The sequence below is a fragment of the Paenibacillus sp. FSL M7-0420 genome (assembly GCF_038002345.1).
Classification (GTDB): Bacteria; Bacillota; Bacilli; order Paenibacillales; family Paenibacillaceae; genus Paenibacillus_AQ.
This window is the reverse complement of sequence record NZ_JBBOCJ010000001.1, coordinates 3,549,122-3,571,882: the sequence shown is the minus strand read 5'-3', so window position 1 is coordinate 3,571,882 and position 22,761 is coordinate 3,549,122. Positions and strand designations below refer to the sequence as shown.

The 22,761-nt window shown below is 54.5% G+C and carries 19 protein-coding genes; 1 reads left to right on the top strand and 18 read right to left on the bottom strand.

Annotated elements, in window-relative coordinates; all coding sequences use genetic code 11:
• Nucleotides 1-98 precede the first annotated feature (98 nt).
• On the top strand, nucleotides 99-962 hold the full coding sequence (locus MKX51_RS15075; protein ID WP_340992952.1) for an AraC family transcriptional regulator: 864 nt from the start codon (nucleotides 99-101) through the stop codon (nucleotides 960-962).
• 54 nt (nucleotides 963-1,016) lie between these two features.
• On the opposite strand, the gene MKX51_RS15070 is transcribed toward MKX51_RS15075, so the two are convergent.
• From MKX51_RS15070 to MKX51_RS14985, 18 genes are all read right to left on the bottom strand, one after another.
• Entirely contained in the window at nucleotides 1,017-2,549 is a 1,533-nt protein-coding gene (locus MKX51_RS15070) for a methyl-accepting chemotaxis protein (protein WP_340992951.1), read from the bottom strand.
• Between the two features lie 191 nt (nucleotides 2,550-2,740).
• Nucleotides 2,741-4,288, bottom strand: a complete 1,548-nt coding sequence (locus MKX51_RS15065; protein WP_340995614.1) for a stalk domain-containing protein — start codon at nucleotides 4,286-4,288, stop codon at nucleotides 2,741-2,743.
• Nucleotides 4,289-4,515: 227 nt separating this feature from the next.
• Nucleotides 4,516-6,102: an FAD-dependent oxidoreductase gene (locus MKX51_RS15060; protein ID WP_340992950.1), complete on the bottom strand. Its 1,587-nt coding sequence runs from the start codon at nucleotides 6,100-6,102 to the stop codon at nucleotides 4,516-4,518.
• A gap of 27 nt (nucleotides 6,103-6,129) precedes the next feature.
• Entirely contained in the window at nucleotides 6,130-7,047 is a 918-nt protein-coding gene (locus MKX51_RS15055) for an ROK family protein (protein ID WP_340992949.1), read from the bottom strand.
• A 906-nt stretch (nucleotides 7,048-7,953) separates the two neighbouring features.
• Nucleotides 7,954-8,787 (bottom strand): MurR/RpiR family transcriptional regulator, encoded by an 834-nt coding sequence (locus MKX51_RS15050; RefSeq protein WP_340992948.1) that lies wholly within the window; start codon nucleotides 8,785-8,787, stop codon nucleotides 7,954-7,956.
• Entirely contained in the window at nucleotides 8,774-9,481 is a 708-nt protein-coding gene (locus MKX51_RS15045; protein WP_340944543.1) for an N-acetylmannosamine-6-phosphate 2-epimerase, read from the bottom strand. The genes MKX51_RS15050 and MKX51_RS15045 overlap by 14 nt, the downstream gene beginning before the upstream one ends.
• A 379-nt stretch (nucleotides 9,482-9,860) precedes the next feature.
• The gene (locus MKX51_RS15040; protein ID WP_340992947.1) at nucleotides 9,861-11,390 is read right to left on the bottom strand and encodes a DUF4127 family protein; all 1,530 of its coding nucleotides are present in this window, start codon (nucleotides 11,388-11,390) and stop codon (nucleotides 9,861-9,863) included.
• On the bottom strand, nucleotides 11,383-13,095 hold the full coding sequence (locus tag MKX51_RS15035; protein WP_340992946.1) for a beta-N-acetylhexosaminidase family protein: 1,713 nt from the start codon (nucleotides 13,093-13,095) through the stop codon (nucleotides 11,383-11,385). Before MKX51_RS15035 ends, MKX51_RS15040 begins: the two co-directional genes overlap by 8 nt.
• Before the next feature lie 18 nt (nucleotides 13,096-13,113).
• Complete coding sequence (locus MKX51_RS15030) at nucleotides 13,114-13,932, bottom strand: carbohydrate ABC transporter permease (RefSeq protein ID WP_081751222.1); 819 nt, start codon at nucleotides 13,930-13,932, stop codon at nucleotides 13,114-13,116.
• Entirely contained in the window at nucleotides 13,932-14,813 is an 882-nt protein-coding gene (locus tag MKX51_RS15025; protein WP_076075377.1) for a carbohydrate ABC transporter permease, read from the bottom strand. Before MKX51_RS15025 ends, MKX51_RS15030 begins: the two co-directional genes overlap by 1 nt.
• An 85-nt stretch (nucleotides 14,814-14,898) precedes the next feature.
• Complete coding sequence (locus MKX51_RS15020; protein ID WP_340992945.1) at nucleotides 14,899-16,221, bottom strand: ABC transporter substrate-binding protein; 1,323 nt, start codon at nucleotides 16,219-16,221, stop codon at nucleotides 14,899-14,901.
• Nucleotides 16,222-16,469: 248 nt separating this feature from the next.
• A complete protein-coding gene (locus MKX51_RS15015) occupies nucleotides 16,470-16,994 on the bottom strand; it encodes a TlpA family protein disulfide reductase (protein WP_340992944.1) in 525 nt (174 codons plus the stop codon).
• Nucleotides 16,991-17,710: an ABC transporter ATP-binding protein gene (locus MKX51_RS15010; RefSeq protein ID WP_340992943.1), complete on the bottom strand. Its 720-nt coding sequence runs from the start codon at nucleotides 17,708-17,710 to the stop codon at nucleotides 16,991-16,993. Before MKX51_RS15010 ends, MKX51_RS15015 begins: the two co-directional genes overlap by 4 nt.
• Nucleotides 17,703-18,524: an ABC transporter permease gene (locus MKX51_RS15005; RefSeq protein WP_340995613.1), complete on the bottom strand. Its 822-nt coding sequence runs from the start codon at nucleotides 18,522-18,524 to the stop codon at nucleotides 17,703-17,705. Before MKX51_RS15005 ends, MKX51_RS15010 begins: the two co-directional genes overlap by 8 nt.
• A 2-nt stretch (nucleotides 18,525-18,526) precedes the next feature.
• Nucleotides 18,527-19,075: a nitrous oxide reductase accessory protein NosL gene (locus tag MKX51_RS15000; protein WP_340992942.1), complete on the bottom strand. Its 549-nt coding sequence runs from the start codon at nucleotides 19,073-19,075 to the stop codon at nucleotides 18,527-18,529.
• Nucleotides 19,072-20,439, bottom strand: a complete 1,368-nt coding sequence (locus tag MKX51_RS14995; RefSeq protein ID WP_340992941.1) for a NosD domain-containing protein — start codon at nucleotides 20,437-20,439, stop codon at nucleotides 19,072-19,074. Before MKX51_RS14995 ends, MKX51_RS15000 begins: the two co-directional genes overlap by 4 nt.
• Nucleotides 20,440-20,658: 219 nt before the next feature.
• Nucleotides 20,659-21,489 carry a phosphoenolpyruvate hydrolase family protein gene (locus MKX51_RS14990; RefSeq protein ID WP_209990660.1) on the bottom strand — a complete coding sequence of 277 codons (831 nt, stop codon included), beginning with the start codon at nucleotides 21,487-21,489 and terminating at the stop codon, nucleotides 20,659-20,661.
• A gap of 25 nt (nucleotides 21,490-21,514) precedes the next feature.
• The gene (locus MKX51_RS14985; RefSeq protein ID WP_340992940.1) at nucleotides 21,515-22,732 is read right to left on the bottom strand and encodes a Tm-1-like ATP-binding domain-containing protein; all 1,218 of its coding nucleotides are present in this window, start codon (nucleotides 22,730-22,732) and stop codon (nucleotides 21,515-21,517) included.
• Between the last annotated feature and the right edge of the window lie 29 nt (nucleotides 22,733-22,761).

The window sequence follows — 22,761 nt, the reverse complement described above, 5'->3', positions numbered from 1 at the left end:
CTATTGCTGCCGCTTATCAAATTTACGGGAAACCTCTCATTTTTTCAGATTATCGTATATGATAGCAACTATATCCTATAGCAAAGGTGTGACCTCCCATGCTTCCATTCAATCTCCCGGGCGACCAGGAGCTGCATCAGTCCTTCCCTTATACCTTGCGAATCCATAAGCTTACCGCCGATGTCCCTCCTCACACCCACAATTTCCTGGAGTACACCTATGCTGTTCAAGGCAGCGGTACCGAGATTATTAACGGGCAGGAACGGGCTATTCGGGAGGGAACCTTCACGCTGCTGCTTCCGCATCAGGTCCATCAGATCAAGGTTGATCCGGGAGAGGAATTGCAGCTGTATGTAGGAGCGATTGGCTTAAGAGCGCTGTTTGCTTCTCAGGAGGCTGCGAGTCTGCAGGGTCTGTTAATGCGGGCGGGCATGGAAGGGGAACCCTCATACCAGCTGACGCCGGAGATTATGGGGCAGCTGGTCCCCCTGCTTGAGCGGATGTATGAAGAGATTCAGAGCGGTGAAGCGTGGAGCCAATTACTGTTCCTGTGCAAGCTGACGGAAGCCTTTGTTCTGCTGGACCGCTCCTGCTTCAACCGGCACAGCACAGAACCAGCCACTGCCGTCATCACCGGCAAAGGAATAATGGCCGAAGTCATCCTGTACGTCTATCAGAATTTCCGGGAGGATATCAAGCTGGAGCTGCTAGCAGACCGTTTCCACCTGAGTGTCCCCCACATCAGCTCATCCTTCAAAGCCTACATCGGAGAGCATTTCCACAGCTACCTGGAAGGCATCCGCATCTCGCATGCCTGCGGCCTGCTGATGTTGGGCGATACACCCGTCACCGACATCTGTTACGAGGTAGGGTTTACTTCGTACGCCACCTTCTCCCGGGTGTTCCAGGCCCGTCTGCATATGTCGCCTAGTGCTTTTAGGAAGATTAATCGGATAAATTGAAAACCACCCCGGATTTTAAACACAAGGTGGTTAGATGCCAATTTTAGTTAACCTTTATAAAGTACGCAGAATATTTAACAGCTCCTCCGACATCCTGCTTACTTCCTCGACAGAAGCATTAACCTCTTGCGTCAGTGCAGCCTGTGCTTCGGTCAAACTAGACATGCCGTTAATGGTGCTGATAATATGATCGATCCGGTCATTCATCTCCTGCGTAGTTTTCTCAATATTATTCGAAGCCATCTTGCTGTGGTCTGCGAGCTTGCGCACCTCACTGGCCACAATAGAGAAGCCCCGGCCATACTCCCCCGCATGAGCAGCTTCAATGGAAGCGTTCAGTCCGAGCAGACTGGTCTGATTCGAGACCTCGCTGATGAATTTGGTGATTTCTTTGGTTTCATTCGTTTTTTCTTTCACATCAACTGCAGCCTTGTAGGATTGCTCCTGGACTTCGGCGATATCCTGGGCCTGCTCTGTTACCGATACAATCCCATGAACAATCTCGTTAATCGCAGTCAGCAAGCCTTCCATCTGCAGGTTTACCCGCCTAATTGTATCCTCTTTATTGATTTCCTGCGTAATATCACGAATCGTTCCTGCTACCCGCAGAGGGATACCCTGCTCGTCCCGGATCGTTTCACCGCCTGCGTGATACCAGCGATACTCGCCATTTTTGGAGCGCAAGCGGTAGTTCACTGTATAGTCCGTCTGCCCGGTGTAATCATTCAGATGATTGGCGAAGGCGTCCAGCGTGGGCTGAAGATCCTCGGGGTGTAGCTGGTTGCTCCAGCTGCTTAACAGGTTCGGGAAATCATGCTCGCCTTCAAAACCAATCGTTCTGCGGAATTGCTCCGACCACCAGAACTCATTATCCGGGTTGACCGGATCGCCTGCGATAACCACCATATCCCAAGGTGCTTCCACCAGGGCGCGGTTCACCAGATCATAGCGGACCACCAGTGCGCCCAGCTCGTCCTGCTTGATTTTTTTATCATGAATATCCAGCAAAGCTCCGGCTACCATAATAGGTGATCCGTCAGCGGCACGTACGGTTGTGCCCGTCGCCTGGAACCATTTGTACTCGCCTGCTTTCGTCTTGAGCCGGTATTCAATGTCGTATTTGATCGTGCCCGTCCGGTCCAGCATATGATCTGCGAACAGCTGCAGTACGCCCTCTTTATCCTCGGGATGAAGGCAATTGGACCAGCTCTCCAGCACATTGGGGAAATCATGCTCATCCGTATAGCCGATCATCCGGCGCAGCTCATCGGTCCACCTGAACTCATTGAGCGGATTCACCGGATCCCCCTCATACACATCCATTTCCCACAGGGAGATCTCAATCGCTTCAGTGATCATCTCCAACCGAACCTTGTAATAGTCCTCACGCTTATGTATCACGGACGTTAGTCGCGTTAACAATGCTTGCAGTTCACCTGCGGCTGCATCATAAGATGTATCGGATAACTCTTCTTCCCCGCGTTCAGCCCGCTCCACATAGTTTTTTAATAGTCCGATCAGCTGATGGTCTGTTTGGGGGGGCGCACCTGCGGGGGTAATTCCTTTGAATTTGTTCAGAATGGACATATAATTTCATTTCTCCTCATCTAGTGGTGTCAACTGCATCGGGAAGACTAGAATGAGTATATAACACGTATGAGATTTAATATATAAATTTATATTTAAAATTTAATATAAAACAGCGGCAGAATAAGACTTGACAAAAAGCCTCAGACTGCCGCTGTTATTTGACTAACGTATAGTGGTTTTCTAATGAGTTAGTTCACTTGTATGCTTTTCAATATTTCATTGAATTCCGCCTTGGCTTGTTGACTAATCTTTGCTGGAAAAGCTAATAGGAGGGTATAGATTTCATTGTTTTTCTCGAATAGAATCATTTGAAAAATGAGTTTTTCATCTGCATCGCTCAAAGTATAGGTTAACTGCTTCGCATTGATTTTTCCTGCCTTTACGGACTGTTCCGTGATTTTCGATGCATTCTTGTCCGTTATATCTTTTTTGACAAAGCTAATATATTGTTCGAAGTTCATATCTAATGCACTCTTACTATAATGGCTAATAACCAGCATACTCTTCTCGGGTGAGATTAAGAGCAACTGGTGATCTACTGCATTCTCTCCAGAAGAAGTTACGTCACTCCAATCACTGTAGCCTGTGACTTGGATTTTTTTATCCTTCGTTGTAAAAGGCTGCTTCGTAGATATTATGGCGGTTTGAATCTCCGCGAGCCAGTTCACCTTCGCATCCACGGCTTCGCCGATGAAACGCAATGGAACGTAAGTGCTGCCTTTGATGTTAGCAGGAGCTACGGTCAGTTTTTTCTGATTGCCATTAATCTCAGCAGTAGTTGAACCCAGCTTAAGCTTGATCAGCGTACCGGGTTTGCTTCCTCTGATTGTTTGCGTTGTGGAATCCCATTCAACCTTCAGTCCCAATTTTTCAAAAATAGTGCGGAACGGAACCATTACAGATCCATTTTGCCGGATGGGTGGAGCTTGGAATTTAATACTCTCGCCATTTAACTGCACCATGATTTCGTCAGGATTTGCAGGCGGTGTGGCTTCTTGGGTATCTTCATCAAGCACTTCGACGCCTTTGGCAGCGAGCTCGGTCAGAATTTTCTTTGCTCCTGCATTCAGAGGATTATTGCTGATTGAAACCTCCTTAAGCTTCGGAAGAGTGGTTAAGACGCTAATGTCCTCGACCAGATTATTATCAAAGTACAGATGCTCCAGTTCCGGGTGATTTCTTAGCGGTTTAAGCGACTGGATTTGGTTATCGCTTATGATTAACCAGTTCAGCTTGACCAACGATTGTATGGGCGACAGGTCCTTCAGTTGGTTGTTGCTGACTAACAAGTCTGTCAAATTAGTTAACCCTGCTAGTGCATCAAGCTTCTCTATGTTGTTTGCATCGAGATTAAGCTGTTTCAGTTGGGATAGTGCTTGCAGCGGCTCCAGCCCAGTGATCTGATTGTCGTTCAGAGCCAGGAAGGTGATTTTATGTAGATTTTGAAGGGGCACAATGTTGGTAATGCCCAGCCCTGGGAGCATTAAGCTTTTTATATTAACAGCGTGCTCCAGTCCGCTAAGACTGTTAATTTTCTGCTCAGGATCACTAGGATAGAGGGAGGTTAGAGTCTGCAGATCTTCTTTGGTAAGGGGAGCGGCCGGCTTCTTAAGCTCGGCACGAATTGCCTGTTCCAGATTCTTGTCTGAGATTAGTGCGGCTTCTGCAAATACGGATGGAATAGATACGAAGCATAGCAGAAAAGCAAGTACAGTGGTGGATACAAGTTTGATCATCTTACACAAAATAAATTCACTCCTTGAAATGTCATAGTGACTTGATTCGACATTTGTCTACCATTTCCTTTAATGAAGCATAAGGGATTACTCTACAAAGTATCCTTTGACAGGTATCATCTACTAAGAAGACCACACCAAAAAAGGCACCCCGCTGACGAGGCACCTTACCTTGAATGTGAGATTATAGACTATTGAGATAGACTGAATTACCGGAGAAGGTGCGCTTAAGCCTCCAGCTCCTCCGGGGTCCAGTGCAGCTGAACACCGAGCGCCATCAATTGCTGCTGATAGGCCCTTAGATGTTCCGCTGATTCCCTGACTGCCGATGGTTCGACCTGCTGCCTGATGGCATAGGCCGCGAGGGTGCCCGCCGCTTCACCGATATTCCATTCTGTGGGATGCAGGCGGTAGCAGCCGTTCGCAATCTGGGTCATGGATATGTTCTTGCAAGCCGGGAGCAGGTTCTTGACCCGTACCGGGATCAATGATCCGAGAGGAATCTCGTAAGGATGATTCGGGATATAGAAGGTCCGCTGGCTTACGGTTGTGGGATGAAGGTCCAGATGATAGCTGCCTACCCCTACGCTATCCTCATAACGCTTGGGCCCAGCTGGTCCGCGCAGCTCCTTGCTCACATCCTGCTCTGCTATCGTGTACAATCCGCGGATGCGCCGGGATTCCCGGATATAGGGGGCCTTGGCCAGCCCGTCTTCTGTGCCGAGCACATCTCCGCGCAGGCGCACGCCCGGGTAGCCCTGCCCGCCGTCAAGGCGGGGCGCTTCGGTCTGGAGCCAATACACGAGTGAGAGGGTAAGCTGTCTCGCCCCCTCCAGGTGCCGCTCCCGTTCCTCCGGGGATACGCCGATAATTGACCCGGCATAGTAATCGTTCAGTGCCCAGTTCAGCAGGGTGACTTCGCCGTCATTCAGTGGCTCTGTCCAGATGGCCGGGTCTACGATCCGCCGGTAATCCCACAGGGAGACAATCCCTTGCTCATTCGGGAACATCGTGAACTGCTTCAGCTTGCTAGTATCGTCTGCATCCGAAGCGAACCAGCTTAAGATCGGATACTGCGAGAACGATGGGACATATTCGCGCCAGTAATCATAATCTCTTGGACGCGGGATTGTATAGTCTCCACCCGGCACATAGTCCACCGCCGCCACGTGGGTAATCGACTGCATGTCGAGCGGGTCTGCGGCCTCCAGGGCGTGCGGCTCCCCTGTCTCACTGCGGGCTTCAGCTCCGCTGACATGCTCCACTCCAGCCAGCGGCAGCAGATCGCCACACTCCGTGGCATCCAGATAGTAGGCACCCCGCAGCCTGATCAGGTCACTGCCTGTTCCCTGCCGAACGGTGACTCCAGTAACATAATCCCCTTCGGTATCGGCCGCGACTGGCACCGTATGATAGAGCACCTCGATCCGCCCGGTATTCACATACGGGGCAAGCATCTCCTGCAGAACAGCCAGTGCTACCTTCGGCTCATGTGCCAGCCGGCTGACCCAACCGTTGCCGGGATTCAGTATAGGATTTCTCCTGGAATCTTCTGTAAGCGGATAATTCCGCCTGTAATACTCCCTGACTCTGGTGCGGAACTCCCGGTAAGACGCGGTACTGCCCGATTCCTCAATCCAGCGATGCTCATCCGGCGGCACGGCCTGGGAGGTCAATTGCCCGCCCAGCCAGTCCGTCTCCTCTGTCATAAGCACCCGCAGCCCGGCTTTGGCTGCGGCCAGCGCCGCAGCCGTTCCTCCAAGTCCGCCGCCGATAATTACTACATCCGAACGCTTCTCCTGTTCGCCAGCCATCTCTCCATCTCCTCCCTGCCTCAGCAGTTAGATCTGTCTTTCGCCTTCGTCTCGGCGCAGCCGTTCCAGAGCCAGCCGGGCCGCGCCGAAGCACCCTGCCCGGTTGCCCAGCTCCGCTGGCACGATCCGGGCGGCCAAACTGCCGCCCGCCTGCCCGGCCAGCAGCGGCCACCAGACCGCGCGGCTCTGAATGACCCCGCCGCCGATAATAATCAGCTCGGGGTCTACCGCCGCCCCGATGTTAGCTGTCACCAGCGCAAGATCCGCTGTGAAGCGCTCCAGCACCGCCAGCGCTGACGCGTCGCGCTGCTCCGCCGCCGCCATAATCTCCCGCCCGTGCGCATACGCCCGGCCGATCTCCTCCCGTGCCAGCCGCAGCAGCGCCTGGCCGGACACATATTGCTCCGCGCAGCCGCGCTTGCCGCAATTACAGGGGCGACCTCCCGGCACCAGCACGCTGTGCCCCCAGTCGCCACCGCTCCAGGCGGCTCCGCGCAGCAGCCGGCCTTCCGCCAGATTAGCCCCGCCGACCCCGGTGCCCAGGGTCAGCATGACCAGGCTCGCCCTGCCGCGTCCCGCGCCCAGCCAGGCCTCGCCCAGCAGCGCCGCGTTGGCATCGTTATCGGCCGCCGCAGGCCGTCCGAACGCAGCCGTTGCCCATTGCGTAAGCTGCATCCCCTGCCAGCCGGGCAGATTATCGGTGGCGTAGACCACCTCGCCCGTATCCGCATTCACCCTGCCCGCCGAGCCAATCCCCAGCGCTTCCACCGCAGGATGGCCAGCCAGCAGTTCCTCCACCAGGCTGTGGAGCTGGCCGAGAATAACCTCCCGGCCCAGCCGGGCCTCCGTGTCTCGCCCGGCTTCCGCCAGAATCGTTCCCGCTTCATCGGTCACAAGCCCCTTGATGCCTGTCCCCCCGATGTCCACACCTATGACTTGCCGCATTCGCACCACCTCCACTACTGCGTCTGTACCACACGGAAACGGCGCTGCCATCCTTGTAGGATAGGTACCGTTTTAGGGCTTAAGTTTCAGCTCATAAGTGACACCTCATATATCTCCATTCGCCTGCTATCTGACGGCATAGAGCATAATCTCTGAGTAACAATACACTTATAATCGGTTTTCAGATTACATCTGACCGTCCGCCCTCTCGCGAGCGCATTGTAATCGGTTTTCCGATTACATCTGGCCGTCTGCCCTCTCGCGAGCGCATTGTAATCGGTTTTCCGATTACATCTGGCCGTCCGCCCTCTCACGAGTGCATTGTAATCGGTTTTCAGATTACATCTGACCGTCCGCCCTCTCACGAGTGCATTGTAATCGGTTTTTCGATTACATTCCGCCGTCCGCCCTCTCGCGAGCGCATTGTAATCGGTTTTCCGATTACATCTGTCCGTCCGCCCTCTCGCGAGCGCATTGTAATCGGTTTTCCGATTACATTCCGCCGTCCGCCCTCTCGCGAGCGCATTGTAATCGGTTTTCCGATTACATCTGGCCGTCTGCCCTCTCGCGAGCGCATTGTAATCGGTTTTCCGATTACATCTGGCCGTCCGCCCTCTCGCGAGCGCATTGTAATCGGTTTTTCGATTACATTCCGCCGTCCGCCCTCTCACGAGTGCATTGTAATCGGTTTTCCGATTACATTCGACCAACACGCCGCCCCAGGCTCCAATGTGTTCGGTTTTCCGCCTGCACGCCTCTTTCTCATACCCCTACCTCGACAGACGAACTCAACGCCCCCTATATCACCCACGCTGTTCCCTTAACCGGAATGTAATGCATAATTCACTATCCCTTCATTTCTCCCAGTCGTTTCATTTCTCCCTACCGCTTCATTTCCCCCGCACCCTAGTAAATCCGGTCAATGACCGCCCGGGCGGTCACCTCCTTCATCCGCTTGGTCTCTTCGGCATGGAGCTGCTCCAGTCCCTGGCAGAGCAGGTCGATAATGAACAGCTGGGAGATCTTAGCCCCTACAGAGCCGCCTTCCAGCGGAGATTCCTTCCCGGCCGTCAGCAGCACAATGTCGGCAATGGAAGCAATCGGGGACTTGGCATAGTTAGTCATGGCAATGACTTTGGCCCCGTTCTGCTTGGCCTTCATCAGCATGTCATTCGTATCCAGTGTGCTGCCTGATACACTGATGCCAAATGCCACATCGCCCGCCCCCATCGTCACTGCCATCATCGACTGAATATGGCTGTCGGAATTGGCTTCGACACGCCGCCCGATCCGCAGGAAGCGGTTCTTGGCGTCCAGTGCCGTGATCCCGGAAGAGCCTACGCCGAAGAATTGGACATACCGGGCCTGATCCAGAGCGTCTACCGCCTGCTGCAGCTGCTCCCGGTCCAGCATCCCGAGACTGGATTGCAATACACCAACCATTAAGTCATACAGGTGGTCGGCGTAATCCCCTCCGCCTGCCCCCTGCTCGCCATCCGCCAGAGTCTGCCGCTTGGGCAGGCCCTGGGCCAGCATCAGCTTGAAATCCTGATAGCCCTTGAAGCCGATTTTGCGGCAGAAGCGCATCACCGTGGTCTCGCCCGTTCCGGCAAAATCCGCCAGCTCAGTCACAGACAGATAGATCAGATTATCCGGATGCTCAAGCACACACCGGGCTACCTTTTGCTCAGACTTGGTCATGGACGGGTAATACGTGTTGATCCGGTCATTCATTTCCATTACGGTTCATCCTCACTTTTCTCGCCGCTGCTGCGAACGGCCGGGTGATCAGCTGCGGCCGGGTAATTGCGGAGCCTACCACCACCGCATAGGCCCCCAGGTCCAGTGCTGCCTCCACTTGGGCGGGCTGGCTGATCCGGCCTTCGGCAATCACCGGAATCTTAAGCTGCTGTGCAGCCTGCTCCAGCAGCTCCAGATTCGGCCCTTCCTGCTGGCGGGAATACGGTGTATATCCCGACAAGGTGGTTGAGACGCAGCTGACTCCAAGTGACTCAGCGTATAGCGCTTCCTCCAGAGTGGAGATATCCGCCATGGAAGCCGCCGGGCTTGCCGTGAGCAGGTCTATGATCTGCTCCAGCGTACAATTCCCCGGCCGGGTCTGCCGGGTCCCGTCAAAAGCTATAATATCCGCCCCCGCTTCGAGCAACTCCTCAGTCTCTCTAAGCGTAGGGGTAATATAGACGTCCGAATCCGGGTAATTGCGCTTCACGATACCGATCACCGGCAGCGCAACTGCCTGCTTGATCGCCCGCACATCTGCCGCCCCGTTCGCCCGGATGGCGATGGCCCCGCCTTCCGCTGCCGCCACCGCCATCCGGGCCATAATCTCCGGCCCGTGCAGCGGCTCGTCAGGCAGCGCCTGGCAGGATACAATCAGCCCCAGATGCAGTTTTTCCAGTATATTTTTGCTCAGGGTCCCCACCCTCTCTCCTTATATTCTATATCCATTGAACAAGTACAACATCAGAATTCAACTAGTAAGAATTACTGTAACCAGCCGCATGCCAAGGGCTTGTGATGCCTCGTGTAAGGTACACGCGATATGCTTAAGTGCATTCTGTACAATTAAATCATCTGATGTTCGGCCTATGATCCGTTTAGCTGTATTTTGTACATTTAAAATGCCTGCAGTGCCTGTGTTTTGGCTCATTTGGGAAATTTAGTTGTACAGACTACATTTAGAGGAGTAAATTCTTCCATTTCATTGTTTTTAATTGCACAGAATACACCTATCTCTGAATGTTCGCTTCAATTAAAAATGAACCATTCAATGGATAGAGCCAGCCCTGCCCTCAGGATGGCACATACTGCACAGTTAAGCCCACCTCGAACATCCGGTTCCATGGCATATAGCAGTCGGTAATCTTAACGCTTCCCGATGGGCTGTCAATCCGCACGGCCAGCTCCTCACTCAGCCGTTCCTGTACACGGGCAGCCACACGGCCGCGCGGTCCGTCCAGCTCATATTTGCCATACCCCATCTCCTGCACGGGTCCTTCACTGAGCTCTCCGCGCACTACTGAACAATAGCATACATCCTCGGCATAGCGGAGCGCCAGGAAATCCAGATGTCCTTGTGTACGTCCGTAGATCAGATAGATCATCGCCTGCGAGATTACGGTTCCAAGCGAATTGGAGCTGGTATTCCAGGCGGCATATCCGGCCAGATCGAACAGGAGGTTCTTCTGCCGCAGCATCTTAACCAGCTTCTGGTCACCGCCATTGGCATACCCCACATCTGCTACAGCCACCGGTATCTTCCGGTCAAGAAGCAGATACTCCCCGTACTCTACAAGTTCCATCAGGTTCCGGTATACGTCATAACTGTGAAAAGCATGCTTCTGCGACACCGCCTCCTCCATCGTCTCACCCGGCGTACTGACCAGCAGAACCAGGTCTGCCTCGGCAGCACTGGATGCGATCAGCCCCCCGGCGGCCAGGATCTGATACTTCAGCGTCTCATAGAAAAAGCGGTCCTCGAACAGCGGCGTCACGAATGCCCCCTGCACAGCCGACAAACGCGGGTAGATCATCGGCCTCCGCCCTTCGGCCTTGTTCAGCATCCGGGCGAGCAGCGTGCAGCCTACCTCATCCGCTCCCGGATACATATAGACCTTAAGCTCCAGATCAAGCACACTAATCCTCGCCCGCACCTTCTCCTGATCCTTGGCGGTATGACCATACGGCGCCGAATCATCCTGCGGTACAATCATGAAGTCAATCACCCCGTCCCGGACCAGCTCCAGCGCCTGCTTGTTCGCTTCAATATTAATCGCCCGGCGGCCGAGATAATCCTGCAGCACCTCAGCTGGAAGCCGGTGATCAATATCCGCCAGCTCACGGATCTCCTCATCGGTGGCGATGCCCAGCTCCAGCCGGTGGCCGATGAAGCCCTTACGGAAAATCTCCCGGCCCCAGTCGGCATAATAATCCGGTTCCTCGTCTGATAGAGAATACTGCGGACAGCGCATAATCAGCTGGAACGCATACAGCTTAAGCTGCGGATAACGCCGCCGGATCTCCCGCAGCCGCTCCAGACGCGCAGCCAGTACTTCAAGCTCCAGCTGGTGCAGCCGCGAGGGAATGATGCCGCCGTAGAGCAGCGTATCCAGCGCGACCACTGCACCGTCCGCCCCTTCGCAGGCAGCCTCGAACCAGGACCACAGCTGTTCAACATCACCCGGGCGCTTCTTCAGGCCCATAATCCCGGCGGGCGGACGTTCTACCGTATAATCTGTCCCCTGAGCCAGCAGATAAGGGAATTCATAATTGCAGGGCCGCTCATCGAGCGGAACCAGAATCAGCTTATGGTGCTTAGACATGCTGGTCCTCCTCCTTTGTCTCCTTCTCCATCTCAGGCAGCCCGATCCCCAGCGCCTCAGCCGCACGCACGGCCGGATCACTGCCGAGCCGTACACCATAACTGCGGCAGCGCTCCAGGCACTTAAGCACATCTTTCCCAGCCAGCGGCTCCTGCGTATTCTCCAGTTGCCTGCGCACTGCCCGCCACAGCGCTGCATCCCCGATACCCCGGCGCAGCCAAGGCCCAGCTTCTTCAATAAACTTGGCATTCTCTAATCCGCCAAGCCGCACGGCAGCCTGCTCCAGCCGGCTGAAATAAGCATCCAGCCGCTCCAGATCGCGCTCCTCCAGCGCATCGTCCAGCTCCGGGTAGCCGCCGGAATACAGGCGGCTGTTCAGATTTTGGCGGCAGAAGAACATCATGTCCTCCGCAAGCTCCCCGGCGAATTCACGCACGGACAGCTCCCAGGATAGCTCCGGCATGTAACGCTCGCTGTTCCACATATAATGGGCCATCGTGTTAAGCGTGATCTTGGAGCATTCCCACTGATTCATCGGATTGGCAACGACCGCTGTATGCCCGTAATTGCCGAGCCGGGAGCTGCGCCCGCGCACCGGATCGAGGAACAGCCGGTCCTTATCGCAGTCATTCACCGGAATATTGTCCCACAGCCACAGCTCATGCCCGTAATAGCCATGGTTATCCTCCGCATGCCCCCGGCCGATCTCCGGGGCGAAGACGAAATAGCCGGTCCAGAACACTTTGACAGCGGGATGAAGCTGCTCCCGGATATCCTTCTTGTACTCCGTATTCCAATACGACCAGTATTCCGAAGGACACATCGCCAGGGTGAAGTGCGGCAGACATCCGGCTAAGTATTCATAGACCCGGTTCGTCACATAGGCATGGGCGGTCCCGGAGCGCTCCAGGAACTGCTTGTTGTCGCCTTGGAGCACATAATCTATATCATCCATCAGCAGGGCGAAATGCCGCACTCCAATCGCGATCATGGCCCCAAGCTTCTCCTCAAGCTTCGCGAAGTCGCCTTGGCTGCGGAATTCCAGATCATTGCCCGGGCTAATACAATAGTAGAAATCCACCAGATGCTTGTCGCATTCCTGCTTCAGCTCATGAATCCTGGTGAACACATCGTCCGGGTACGGCTCACGCCATAGCTTCCGGTGATAAGGATCATCCTTCGGCGCGTACATGAAGGCGTTCATCCGGTGCCCGCTCATATATCTGACCGAATCCATCCGGTCCGCGAAGCTCCATGGCACGCCATAGAAGCCTTCAATAATGCCCCGCACCGGAAAAGAAGGCTCATCCTCCACCGTAACCACCGGTAGGCGGCAGCAATCCTCCTCCACGGTCAGGAGCATTTTCAGCGCATCCAGCCCGTACTTCAGTCCCCGCCGGTTAGACGCAGCGACAACAAGCTTCGCATCCTCTCCAATCACCAGCCGGTATCCATCCGCAGCAAGCCCGCCGTCATACTCCAGCATCAGCTGTGCATTGCCTTTATCAGCGGTGGCTACACCCGGTCCGGCCGGTTCCAGAATTACGATGTCTCCGCCTTCAGCAAGTAGCCCGTTTACATCCTGATTCATGGCATACCGTGAGGCCAGCTCACAGCGCAGCTGCGGGCCCTCCACAACCAGCTCTTTCCCTTGCGTATAATAGTCGCGGAACAGATATTGGCAGTCCCGTAACGAAATTCCCATTGAGTTATGCCTCCTTAGTTAGCCTTTTATCGCGCCGGCAATCCCTTCCATATAATACTTCTGCGTGAACAGGAACACGAGGATGATCGGCAGCACCGAGATCATGGTTCCGGCGGCAATCCAGCCGAAGTTATAGGAGAATTGCCCGTTCAGATACGTAAGCGCCGCAGCGAGCGGATACTTCTCCGGGTCCTCCAGGACGACAATCGGCCACAGGAAGTTGTTCCAGAACGCCATGACCTCCAGTAATCCAATCACCGCAATCCCCGGCTTGACGAGCGGCATGACCAGTTGAATGAAGATGCGCAGCTCTGAGGCTCCGTCCATTTTACCCGAATCCCGGATATCTGCCGGAATACCCAGGAACGTCTGCCGCATCAGGAAGATATTGAACACGGACACCGCTGCCGGAAGAACAACGCCGAAGAACGTATTGCCCAGCTGAAAAGCCTGAATCGTCAGATAATGCACAATCATAGCGGTGGCCGACGGAATAATCATGGTCGAGATCAGCAGCGTGAAGACCAGGTTCCGGCCCTTGAACCGGAAGGCCGCCAGCGGATAAGCCGTCAGACAGGATAGAATAATGTTGAACACGACTCCCAGCAGCGTGATGATGACCGTATTCAGAATGTATCGCGGAAAATTCATGAAGTTCCACACCTGCACATAGTTATCGAACGCAATGAAGGTGGGCAGAATGGCCGGCGGGTTCGCAAACACGTTGCGCCCCGGCATCAGCGAGACACTGAGCAGCCACAGGAACGGCCCCATCATGAACAGGGCAAGCAGGATCAGCAGCAGATAAGTGATTAGAACACGCAAGCTACGCGGCATCAATAGGAATTCACCCCGCCTTTCCGGTTCAGTCTGAATACAAGTACACTAAGCGCTCCCACCATCACACTGACGATCAGCCCGAGCGCCGAGGCATAGCCGAAGTTGAACTGCTCCAGCCCTTTTTGGAAAATATAGACGCTTGAAGTTAATGTGGACGTCCCCGGCCCGCCCTTGGTCAGAATGTAGACCTCATCGAACACCCGGATTGCACCCATCACCGAGATCAGCGTGCAGAACAGAATATGCGGGCGCAACAGCGGCAGCGTCACATGTACAATCAGCCGGAGCGGCCCTGCACCATCCACTCTTGCGGCCTCATACAGATCTGCAGGAATGCCTTGAAGCCCGGCCAGATAGAGCATCATGTAATAGCCGAGGCCCTTCCACATCGTAATGAACATTAGAACATACAGCGCTGTGCTGCTCGTCGATAGCCAGGAGACCTGCTCACTGATAATCCCTGCCTTCAGCAGCAGGTAATTGACAACTCCATTATTGCCGAGCAGCCAGCTCCAGATCAGCGCCACCGCAACCATCGAAGTGACGACCGGTATATAGTAGGCGGCCCGGAACATTTTGACTCCAGGAATCCGGCTGTTGACCAGAATCGCCATTAAGATCGAAATGATCTGGATCACCGGCACAATCAGCACATATACCAGTGAATTCCACAGTGAAATCAGGAAATTATGATCCTGGAAGGCCCGGGTGAAGTTATCCAGACCTACATAATTCGTCTCTGTAATGACAGAATAATCTGTCAACGAGAGCGGTATGCCGTAAATAATCGGCCAAAAGGTAAACACCGCCAGAAACAGCAGGCCCGGCGCCATAAACGCCCATGCGGTAAAAGATTCAGACCGAAACCCCTTGTACACCCTCTACACCTCCCACTCCTTCAAATACCCTCAAAATATATCCATCGGGGGAGAAACTCCCCCTTATCGGCTATGCTTCAGCAGCTTAGGAACCCTGACTGATAATAGTATTGACTTCCTTCTCCACCTTGTTCAGCGTCTCCTTGATATCCGCGCCGTTCATCAGAATCTCCTGCAATCCCCGCGCCAGCGCAGAGTTGATATCTGCGGCGCTTGGAACGCCGACCATGTAATCGGTAGCCTTATCCAGACTCTGCGAGGAAGCCACCTTCGCTTCAGCTTCCAGAGAGCCGTCAGACTCGGTGAAGAACGGATCCTGAATGGACGCCTTGCTCGATGGCAGCGTGTTGGCGGCCTTGGAGAAGGCTGTCTGGTTCTCGGCATTCGTAAGGAAGGCAGCGAATTCCACCGCCTGCTGCGGGTTCTTCGACTTCTGCGGCACGACCAGATTCATCGAATTGGAGAGACGCAGGTTCGCCTTGCCTGTCGGCAGCGGGACAGCAATGGTATTCTTGTAGACATCCGGCGCAGAGGTCTTAATGAAGTTGATGAACGTTGGACCGGACAATTGGAAGGCTACCTGCTCACCGGAGAAATACTGAATCTGCTTGCTGAAATCCGCGTCCTCCTTGAGCACTACCCCTTCCTTCATCAGGTCGCGCATCTGGGTAATCATCGCCTCTGCTTCCGGCGTATTGAAGGCGGCGGCTGTCTTGTCCTCATTCAGGATTGAGATGCCGTCGATGGGGAACAGCTTGGAGACCAGCTGCTGGGCATACCCGGCTGCTCCGGTCTTCTCATGAACCTGACGCGCCCACTCCACCAGCTCCTCGCGGGTCTGCGGCGGGTTCGCCGGGTCGAGGCCCGCCTTCTCCACCAGCTTCTTGTTCATGAACAGCACTTCTGTGCCAGTGTACCAGGGAAGTGCATAAGCCTTGCCATCGAATACAGTGGAATTATAAATTCCCTCGAAATAACTCTTCGCCTGCTCATCCGTCAGATACTCGCTCAGATTCAGCAGCGCTCCCTTGCTGCCTAGCTGGCTGGCGAACTCGGTGTTCAGATTCACGACATCCGGGCTCTTGCCGCTGGCCGTGCTGGTCAACAGCCGCTGCGAGATGGCATCATAGGGATAGTCCTTCCACTCCACCGTTACTCCGGGGTGGCTGTCCTCATACTGGGTGATCAGATTATTGAAGTAATCATTGAACGTTGGCTGAAGTGCAATCGTCCAGAATTCAAGCTTCACCGGCTCCGCCGCAGCCGTAGCTTCAGCGCCCGTGCCGGGTTCTCCGGTGCTTCCGGCATCCGGTGTCCCCTTCGTATTGCCATTTCCTCCGCAAGCCGCAAGCAGCATAGACATGGTCAGTAGCAGCGATACTGTGAAGCCCTTTCTGTTAGTTCCCACACCACATTCCCCCTCAGATTAAGTGTAAGGCGAGCGCCCTTCCCGCGTCAGGTTTCTGACTTATTGCTCCCTCTTTGCAATGAGTATATCAGAAATTTTAATTAAATGAAGTATTTTTCCTAAAATAAATTAAAAAAAGAAATAATTTTTCTTTTTTTCGCAAAACAGCCTCCGCCAATACCGGAAGCATCTTCCCGGCAAGCGGAGGCTGTGCATAAAATATAATAGAATAGAATAGAATATCCCCTTCATTCAGCTCCGGCCTCAGCCAGCCATTGCTTGAGCGTATCGGGATCCCCGATCTCTCCGACCACGACTCTGCTTATCTCGCCCGCCTTATTGATGATATAAGTTGACGGCAGTGCATTGACGCTATACGAGGCAGATATCCTTCCGGTAACATCGATAATGACGGGAAAAGAGAATTGCTGCTCCGCCATATACTCTAATACCGTCCCCTTGGATTCTCCTGCGTTCACGAGCAAGGTCTCGACTGGAAGCTCTGCGGATTGGCTTAGTTCATTTAACAGAGGCATTTCCCGCATACAGGGCTTGCACCAGGTCGCCCAGAAGTTAAGCAGTACGACCCGGCCCTTGTATTCGCTGAGGCGCACCTTCTCCCCCTGCAAGGTTACCGCTTCGAACGCCGGAGCCGAAGCACCTGCGGTTATTCTCCCGGCCGGAGGTTGGCTGGACTGCTGAAGATATACCCCGGTTCCGGCAGCAAAGGCAGCGGCAATAATCAGCAGAGTAACGATCCGGCGCAGCTTCATCCCAGCCCCAGACTATGGTGAAAGGCCGCATACAGCGAACCGAACTCTGTACGGATCTCTGCCGTAGTGCCTGACCCCACATGCTTGCCCTGATTCAAGAAGACAATCTGATCGGCTACCCGATCCGCAATCTCCAGCTGATGAGTGGAAAAGAGGACCGAATGCCCCTCTTCCCGGATGCCCTGCAGCAGCGTCACGAATTCGTTCATCCAGAACGGGTCCAGCCCGTTAGTCGGCTCATCCATAATCAGGAGCGGCGGCTTCGCCAGCAGCGCTTGCGCGAACAGCACACGCTGGCGCATCCCCTTGGAGAAGGTGGTCACCAGGCTGTTGCGCTTATCTGCAAGTCCGACTAGAGCCAGCACCTCCTCTACCCGCTGTTTGCGTCTGGGAATCCGGCGCAGCGCCGCCCAGAAATTCAGCAGCTCTTCCGCAGACAGCCCGTGGCTGAACTGATAATCATCCGGCATATAGCCGATCTGCATGGAAAAGCTCTTGCGGGATTGCTTCCACTTCAGCCCGTTTACCGTAATTTCGCCTGAAGTCGGCTGTAGAATGCCAGCTACCATCCGCAGCACCGTGCTTTTGCCGGCTCCATTCCCGCCGCACAGGGCAAGTATGCTGCCGCCTGGAACCTGGAAGCTGATCTCTTCGACCAGTGTTTGCCGCCCGATGACCTTGGTAATCTCTTTCACCTGCACTAACGGATTATCCACGGGAACGCCCCCTCTCCCAGATCCAATATACCGCTAAGATGGACAGCAGCACCCAGGCAGCGCAGACCCCGAGGAACAGCAGGCTGCCGCCCGGGCGGCTAATCCATTCCACCCACTGATAATATTCCGGCCCCAGGACCGACCCTCCGCCCAGCTTCACCACCACGAACAGGCGCACCAGTTCAGCCGGATTAAGCATCGTCAGCACAATCAGCGCTGGCTTGATCCAGAGATACGGGAGCAGCCCTAGGCCTGCGATCAGGAATGTCGGCCAGCCGATCACCGCGAAGAACCAGACCGCTACAGAGATTGTCAAGGCCTGCCAGCGGTTGCGGGATAACGAGCCTATGAAGAGGGCGAGGGTCAGGAACAGCAAGACCAGACCTGCCGAGAAGGCCAGGAACAGGAAGTAAGTGTCCGCCGCAAAAGCCATCCCGAGCAGACCGCTGAGCAGCCCCATCAGCCCGTAACCAAACGCTACAATCGTCAGCAGGACAGCGGCTAGCCCGGTGTATTTTCCCAGAACGAAGGATAAGGTTCCAATGGGATAGGTGGATAAGAGCTGCCAGCTTCCGTCTTCCCGTTCCGAGGTCAGTGAGAAGGAGCCCAGAAATAACGTCATCAGCGGCAAAAGATACAGAATCAGGCTCAGCATGGAGCCCGTAACAGCCGTATAGCCTTCCACCGCGTTATTCGCATGGATCAGCAGCAGCCCGAGACTGAAGGTACAGAATAGGGCCAGGAAGGAATAGGCCCACGGGTTGCGAAAGCCCATCTTAAGCTCTCTGCGGGCGATATGCAGAATGTCAGCCATACTCACATATCCGTCTCTTCGGAATGCGTGCCTTCCTCTGAGCTATGCTCCTCCATATGACCTTCCCCGCTCTGCATGTCCATGTTCATCATATCCTTGTTCTGCTTCCATTCATGGGAGGCCAGCTCTCCGGCGGTCAGCACAGTGCCTAGCGCCTGCTCCTTCACGAATGCTTCTGCTGCCGCCTTGTCCTTGAAGCTGATCACTCCATAAGCCATCGGTGTACGCAGAGAAGCGTCATACACATAGCTCGCCTTGCTGAATTCAACCCAGCTCTTGTCGTTATAGTCGCGGACATAATCCATGCCGATCTGCTCCGTGCCGTTGCTTTTCTTCCACTCATTCATACAGCCGATATCATCGAACTTGTAATTCTTGCCGTCCTTGGTCGTTAGCTGAGTGGCGTAAGCATCATCCTTGACCTGCATATTGCAGACCACACAGATATCGACGTCTTCATTAATCGCTACCGGCTCGTATTTCTTCTGTCCGCAGGCCGCGAGGATCACCAGACTCATTGCTACCATCAAGACCAGACTCCATCGTTTCATAATCGCAGTACCCCCAAGTATATGATTGTAATTACGGATAGGAACAGCAGCAGCCAGCCCGCTACCATGACCGTGCCTTGTCCGCCTGCCGCCTGATCCGGGCTAACTGTACCTGCCTCAAGCTGCATGAGCGGCGCTGAATCGGTGGACCACCCTGCCGAACCGCCGGTGTACATATCGCTCAGGAACGTCATCCCCGGTGACTGGAAAAACAGCTGATACGCTGCATTCCCCGCAACCAATTGCTGATAGAAGGGGTTGATCGCATATTTCAGGTCGCTGACCCCATCCCCCGTGAGATCCAGTCCGCCAAAGGCATCCCAGTAATTCCCGTTCATCTCATTGTCCCTACTGCCTGTGGCCTGGGCCTCAATGACGTTTGCCACAAACCCGTTACGCTCAAAGCGGTTGCCCTCTGCATTCTCGAACTGCACACCGATATAGTTGCGGAGCACCAGATTCTGCTGCAGCTTGTTATCCGAGGACTGCTGCATGTAAATCCCCACCCGGTTGCCTTCCACCCGGTTGTTCATAATCGCGGAATTTCGTACATCGTAGAGCAGAATCCCCTGTGAATGCACATTCCGGCTCTGCTTGCGGAAGGAGTTCCCCGACACCACCACACCCGTAACACCCATCACCATCGCGCCGGTAATGTTGTATTCACCGGTGTTGTTAGTGACCTTCGAGCCATTGATATACATGCAGTGGACCCCGTACCGCAGATAAGCAAGCTTGTTCTGGTCCACCACCGTATTGCGGCTGTTCTCCAGATAGATGCCATCCCGCAGATAAGCGATGTCGTTGCCCCGGATCACAGCGCCGTGAGAGTTATAGAGATCGATCCCGTTGCCTCTCGTTCCCGGTGCTTCTCCCTTGGGAATGAACCAGCTTATTGTATTATCCGAGATCACCCCGCCATCGGCTTCACGCAGGAGTATTCCGTACCCTGCCGAATGAATGACCAGCCCCTTCAGGGTGACCCTGTCCGCTTCAACGCGTACAGCCGCCGCTTCCCCGTCGTTATTCTGCTGAATCTTCAGATTCTCAAGCCTTACACCGTCTGCCGTGATCAGCACCACCGCCTGCTCGTCCTTTGCCGTATGCAGCAGAATCGCCTCGCCGTTACCGTTAATCGTCACTCGCTTATCCAGCCGGACCGGACCCGAATAGGCTCCCGGAGCCAGGGTGATAAGATCTCCCTCACGGGCTGAATCGATGATGGGCTGGAGCGGAAGGACTCCGGTGCTGGTGTCTGCGCTTACAATGGTGCCATGATTGAAGGAGCAGATTAACATGCTTAGAATCATGAAGACGAGAACCCTGATGCTGATGGAGCATTCATACCTTTTCACTACAAGCATTGTTCACCCCCACTGTAGGATGGTTTCTTGTGCAAACCCGAATTAAGTGTAAATAAAAGGAATTGAAGTGCCTATAGCCCAAACTGGCTATACCAGCTAGAGTCTGTGACCATTCTGTGATTTATATCATATCCTCTCTCTTCTGTGAACATTAAAAAAGACACTCTTTAATTAAAGAGTGCCCATTTCCCGCTAATATAGAAGCCGTTACCTGCTTGCTTATTGCTGAATTGCTTTGAACGACTCGGTCTGCCGCGTAATTCCCTGCTCCGCGGCGAAGCGCTCGATGCTTGATGCGCCGAAGAATCCGTGGATGCCCTTCGTCCGCTGAATGACATAAGCCGCATCCTCAGGTTCGGCAATCGGGCCGCCGTGGCAGATAATCATAATCTCCGGGTTGACCGCCCGTCCGGCTTCGATAATCGCCTCGATTCGCTCTACACAATCGTCCAGGGTCAACGCGGTTACTGCGCCGATGGTGCCCTTGGTGGTGAGGCCCATGTGGGCGACCAGAATATCGGCGCCCGCCTCTGCCATGGCCCGTGCCTGTTCAGGGTCGAACACATACGGGGTGGTCAGCATATCCAGCTCATGGGCGATACGGATCATTTCGACCTCAAGGCCGTAGCCCATCCCTGTCTCCTCCAGATTCTGGCGGAAGACGCCATCGATCAGACCCACTGTTGGGAAATTCTGTACACCGCTGAAGCCCTGCTCCTTCAGCTGCTTCAGGAATACCTCCATCACCCGGAACGGGTCGGTGCCGCATACCCCTGCCAGAACGGGCGTATCCTTGACGACAGGCAGCACCTCCGAGCCCATCTCCACCACAATCTGATTGGCGTCTCCATAAGACAGCAAGCCTGCCAGCGAACCGCGTCCCGCCATTCTGTAACGGCCGGAATTGTAGACAATCAGCATATCCGCTCCGCCTGCCTCACTGCTCTTGGCGGTAATCCCCGTGCCTGCCCCGACACCGAGAAGAATCTTGCCCGCCTTCACCTCTTGCTTGAATCTATCCATAATCTCAGCTCTGGTCTGCTTATTCATTAGTAGCTCCTCCTTAGTGTGGGGTTCAGGCCTTCGCGGCCTGCATGAGGTCAATCAGCTTCTGGGCTGCTGCCCCGGCAAAGGCCGGATCGTTGATCGCCTCGTCCATTTCAATCAGTTCAACTCTTGAGCGGTCCACCTGCCGGCGCAGAGTATCGAACAGCATCCGGTCCTCTTCAGGGCCGTAGAAGGGCTGACCCTCCACATCAATCGCCGAAATACCGCCAAGCGGCAGCATAAGCACCGTACTCTCCGTAGCCATATTGAGCTTCTCGGCCAGCTTCCTGCCAAGCTGTTCATTCTCTTCCACGGTCGTCCGCATCAGAGTGACTGTAGGATTATGATGATAGAATTTGCGATCCTTGAACTTCTCCGGTACAGTATCTGCGGGGCCGAAGTTGCACATGTCCAGGGCGCCCACCGAGACGACCTGCGGAATGCGGTTGCGGCCTGCGGCCTCCAGGCGGTGCGGTCCTGCGTTCAAGACGCCGCCGATCAGTTCATCTGCCCATTCGGTGGTGGTTAAGTCCAGCACCCCTTCAATGAAGCCCGCTTCGATCAGCGCCTCCATCGATTGTCCGCCGATTCCGGTAGCATGGAATACCAGCACCTCGTAGCCGCGCTCCTCCAGGTATTTGCGCGCTTCGGTCACACACGGCGTGGTTACTCCGAACATGGTGGCTGCGACCAGCGGCTTTTTCTCCGGTTCATAGTCTGCTTCGAACAGGAGCATGCCCGCGATGGCAAACATCGCATTGCTGAATATTCTCGTCGAGATCGAATTGAGGCCTGAGACATCCACCACAGACGGAATCATCATAATATCGCTGGTCCCGACATAGGGAGCCGTATTTCCTGATGCTACTGTCGATACCAGCACTTTCGGTACGCCAATTGGCAAGGCTCTCATCGCAGGGGCAACCAGTGAAGTTCCGCCGGTACCCCCGAAGGAAATGATGCCGTCAAATTTCCCCTCCTGGTATAACCGGGGAACGAGCTGCTCCAGTCCTTTGGACAACACTTCTGTAGCTAACGCCCGGTCCTTCTTCGCGGCAAGCTCGTCCAGCTCTATCCCTGCGGCGGCTGCGACCTCCCGGTTAGACACATCGGGTTGGAAGGCCGGCTCGAATACACCGGTATGGATCATCAGGGCTCTGAGGCCCAGCTCCTCTGCAAGCTTCTTGATGTACAGGTACTCCTCACCCTTCGTATCAAACGTTCCAGCTATGGCGATCGTCTTCATTCTGTGGCCTCCTCGTATACGAATCATAG

Coding starts and splice junctions, on each gene's coding strand:
- MKX51_RS15035 (WP_340992946.1), bottom strand. CDS start 13,095: ATGGGAATTTCGTTACGGGACTGCCAATATCTGTTCCGCGACTATTAT.
- MKX51_RS15070 (WP_340992951.1), bottom strand. CDS start 2,549: ATGTCCATTCTGAACAAATTCAAAGGAATTACCCCCGCAGGTGCGCCC.
- MKX51_RS15075 (WP_340992952.1), top strand. CDS start 99: ATGCTTCCATTCAATCTCCCGGGCGACCAGGAGCTGCATCAGTCCTTC.
- MKX51_RS15015 (WP_340992944.1), bottom strand. CDS start 16,994: ATGAAGCTGCGCCGGATCGTTACTCTGCTGATTATTGCCGCTGCCTTT.
- MKX51_RS15005 (WP_340995613.1), bottom strand. CDS start 18,524: ATGGCTGACATTCTGCATATCGCCCGCAGAGAGCTTAAGATGGGCTTT.
- MKX51_RS15055 (WP_340992949.1), bottom strand. CDS start 7,047: ATGCGGCAAGTCATAGGTGTGGACATCGGGGGGACAGGCATCAAGGGG.
- MKX51_RS15065 (WP_340995614.1), bottom strand. CDS start 4,288: ATGATCAAACTTGTATCCACCACTGTACTTGCTTTTCTGCTATGCTTC.
- MKX51_RS15060 (WP_340992950.1), bottom strand. CDS start 6,102: ATGGCTGGCGAACAGGAGAAGCGTTCGGATGTAGTAATTATCGGCGGC.
- MKX51_RS15030 (WP_081751222.1), bottom strand. CDS start 13,932: ATGCCGCGTAGCTTGCGTGTTCTAATCACTTATCTGCTGCTGATCCTG.
- MKX51_RS15000 (WP_340992942.1), bottom strand. CDS start 19,075: ATGAAACGATGGAGTCTGGTCTTGATGGTAGCAATGAGTCTGGTGATC.
- MKX51_RS14985 (WP_340992940.1), bottom strand. CDS start 22,732: ATGAAGACGATCGCCATAGCTGGAACGTTTGATACGAAGGGTGAGGAG.
- MKX51_RS14990 (WP_209990660.1), bottom strand. CDS start 21,489: ATGAATAAGCAGACCAGAGCTGAGATTATGGATAGATTCAAGCAAGAG.
- MKX51_RS15050 (WP_340992948.1), bottom strand. CDS start 8,787: ATGGAAATGAATGACCGGATCAACACGTATTACCCGTCCATGACCAAG.
- MKX51_RS14995 (WP_340992941.1), bottom strand. CDS start 20,439: ATGCTTGTAGTGAAAAGGTATGAATGCTCCATCAGCATCAGGGTTCTC.
- MKX51_RS15040 (WP_340992947.1), bottom strand. CDS start 11,390: ATGTCTAAGCACCATAAGCTGATTCTGGTTCCGCTCGATGAGCGGCCC.